The 3,420-nt window shown below is 37.5% G+C and carries 2 protein-coding genes and 1 pseudogene; all 3 read left to right on the top strand.

The features are described from left to right. Positions 1–198 (top strand): YadA-like family protein (locus tag ACFIL2_RS01205; protein WP_375680648.1); only part of this gene is annotated, 198 nt, incomplete at its 5' end. Between the two features lie 109 nt (positions 199–307). Next, positions 308–799 (top strand): YadA-like family protein, encoded by a 492-nt coding sequence (locus ACFIL2_RS01200; protein ID WP_375680649.1) that lies wholly within the window; start codon positions 308–310, stop codon positions 797–799. A gap of 824 nt (positions 800–1,623) precedes the next feature. Further along, positions 1,624–3,420 (top strand): annotated as a pseudogene (locus ACFIL2_RS01195) (hypothetical protein); the annotation flags it as partial.

Genomic DNA, 3,420 nt, shown 5'->3' with positions numbered 1-3,420 from the left:
GTGTCCAACTTACGTTACAATGATGCACCAGGAAAGTTAAGTGTTGCACTTGGTAGTGGTATATGGCTCAATCAGTCCGCATTTGCTATTGGTGCTGGTTATACATCTGAAGATGGAAATATTCGCTCTAGTCTATCTGTGACAACTGCCGGAGGGCGCTGGGGGGTAGGTGTAGGATTAAGCTTAACTCTAAATTAATAAAATTCACTACGATTATTTTCAAAAACGCTCCTGTCTATACAAGACAGGGGCGAGAAGAGTTACACGATTAAAAGAACGGCTCCCACAAATAACAGTGCCCGCATTAATGTTGAAAATAAAAAAAGAGAAAGTGTCTGAAGAGTGGTGTGTTTTACGCAAATTTGACAGAAGTCGGGGAGGGGGTAGTTCGTTGTTTCATGACAGTAAGCAGCGGATTAAGACAGTTTTTGATGATGAGAAAAAATATTTAGATAAATATTCTTCTGAATTCAAGGATAATGCGATGAGTAATGGTGTTAACGAATCGAAATTCTACACCGATATGAAATTTGAAACGTTTAGTTATGCCATTGAAGATGTACGCAAAGAAGCAAGACAAGCAGCTGCTGTTGGTTTAGCAGTGTCCAATCTACGTTACTTCGACGAACCAGGATCTTTGAGTGTCTGTTTGGGTAGCGGTTTATGGCGTGGACAATCGGCATTTGCTCTTGGAGCTGGTTATACATCTGAAAATGGAAAAATCCGCTCTAATCTCTCTGCCACGAGTGCTGGTGGTCATTGGGGAATAGGTGGTGCAATCACTCTGAAAATAAAATAATACGAACAATAAAAACCGAACAAAACATTCACCCTTATTTATTGAAATGAGGGTGAATGTTTTTTTACAGACGCATAGTATTTATCTAGAGATAAGCATAATATTTGATGACGATATAAACTTTGAGGTTTTATAGAAGCCCCTTATATGCTTTTATTGCAAAAAGATCACAGTAGAATCCATATTGCTAAAAAGTTATATTTTTATGTTGCTATTTTCTTGAACAGTCTATATTCATGCAGAAATGTATATTAATAAGACTCATTTTGATAAAATAACTTTCAAAGGGGGGATAAGTAGTGCGTAAAGATAAAAGATACATCAAAGGATCACGCATATATCATTACATGATATTTTAAGAAGAGAAGTCCTAACTAAAAAAGCAATTATCCGAAGCAAGTTAGATATCGGACACACTACAATCTCTTTTTATTTTACTTGTTATTAATAAAAAAATGCTTTCTAATAAAACTAAAGTCTATAATTAAGAAAAAACATACTAAAACCTTTTTTAGAGCATTTTATAGTAACCACTACCAAGTAAAAAGTAATATTAAATATGGAAGACCTCTTTTTTAGTTAGTAAAAAACAGCACACTAAAACCCTTAGATTCTAAATATATTATTTCTATGTCCACAAAACATAAATCAAAAACAAACACTTAGATCTCAATACAGAAAGCACAAACAAAACAAAAGACTCAAAATGTTCATATCCTAAGCAATGATCCTCTATTATGAATTCCAAAGAGATTAATAATGCTAAAATGTGTCTTTTTTATGTTTTGGAGGTGTTTTTAAGTTTTTTCATTGGAGAATTTGTTATGAAAAAATTATATGCCACATTAGCACACGATGATGCAAATGGGACTCATTTTCCTTATCCCTTGTCTTTGGTGAGGGTGCTTTTGTTGGTTGCAATAGTGGCGTTTTTATCGAATGTTTCTCCTAGTTTTTCGGCAAATGTCGATTTAAGCAAAATGTTCCTTGAAGGTGTCGAGAGTGCTGTTGTAGGAACTCCACAAAATGTTATCTCTGCTTATAATAGCGATAACAGTGAATTAGATGCTTCTAGTGCATCAAAGGAAAATTATATAACAGCGTTGAGTGTTGCGACGACACCTAAGGGGGATGCTACCAGTGACTATGCAAATTTTCTCATCAATACTCTTTCTGGTAACAGTGATAAGAATTCCACAATAAAGACTGATAATAGTTCTGTAATAAATACTTTGACACCAAGACAACTTATTCCTGTTAGTGAAATGCAGCGAGACACGAAAGCTGATCAAGGTGTTGCGTTGGGTAATACTGCAAAGGCAACTACTTACTCAAGTATTGCAATAGGTAGAGATGATCCAGATTGTAAAAATGCGAGCGGTAAACTTGGCTGTGTTGGGGCGATGGCAGAAGCTGAAAGAGCGATAGCTATCGGTTTATCAGCTGAAGCTAAGAGTTATCAGGGAATTGCTATTGGTGCTACTGCAGAAGCATCCGCTGGGAGTGCTATTGCTATAGGTTCTTTTACAAAGGCGAAAGCAAAAAATACTATCGTTTTGGGGTATACTGCAGAGGCGACAGGTTTGAATAGTATTTCTATAGGACGCTCGGCGCACTCTTTGGGTCAGCATAGTATCGCAATAGGTTCTGATGATATTCAAGATAAATATCCAGATGATTATACAACTGCGAAGGGTAATCATTCAATTGCCTTAGGGCGTGTTGCTAAAATCGGAGGAGAAAATGGGATTGGTATTGGTCAGCGTTCATCGGTATGGGAAGATGCTAAAAATGGCATTTCTATCGGTTACTATTCAAAAGCTCAGGAGTTGGATAGTATCGGGCTAGGTCACGAAGCTCTTGGGATGGTGAAAGGGAGTGTTGCAATAGGAAGCTATTCTAAAGCTAACATTGCTGCTGGTGAGAGTGGTTATGATCCTATAGCGAATGCAGCTGCAGAAGATAGTGCATTTTCATGGAAAAGCACGTCAGGTGCAGTGAGTGTTGGAAGTGTTGGTGATAAAAAAACGCGACAGATTATAGCAGTAGCGGCCGGTAGTGCAGATACAGATGCAGTGAATGTTGCGCAGCTGAAAGCGCTAAGAAAGTACACAGATAAAGGTTGGAAACTCTCTGTTGGTGGTGAAAATTCTAAGGCTGTTGCGATTGAAAGTACGGTAGATTTTTCTACTGGAAGTAAAAATCTTAACATTACAAAAGGCGATAAGGATAATAATGTAAAATTTGATTTAGCTCAAGATGTTGTATTAACGAGCTTAAAAGCAGGGACGAATACCTTAGACGCAACAGGTTTGGTCATTACTGATGGTCCAAAAATAACGACCGCGGGCATTGATGCTGGAGGTAAAGAGATAAAGAAAGTTAAGGCTGCGGTACTCACTGAGACTTCACAACAAGCAGTGAATGGTTCACAGTTATTTGCAACAAATAATGAAATTGCTGATGTAAGAGATAGTATCCTTGTTAAGCAAGAACAAGAAGAAGAAAATAGATTAGCGCGTAGTCTTCGTGCAGGGGGAACAGGTCTTATCACCATTGGGAAAGGAACTGGTGGTACTGAAATCAGCATTCTGAATAAAGATAATGGGAAACGGAAAATT

It is taken from the genome of Bartonella sp. AP30XZML, from assembly GCF_042195945.1.
Classification (GTDB): Bacteria; Pseudomonadota; Alphaproteobacteria; order Rhizobiales; family Rhizobiaceae; genus Bartonella.
Note: the sequence above shows the minus strand (reverse complement) of the source record. Positions and strands in the feature narration are given on the sequence as shown.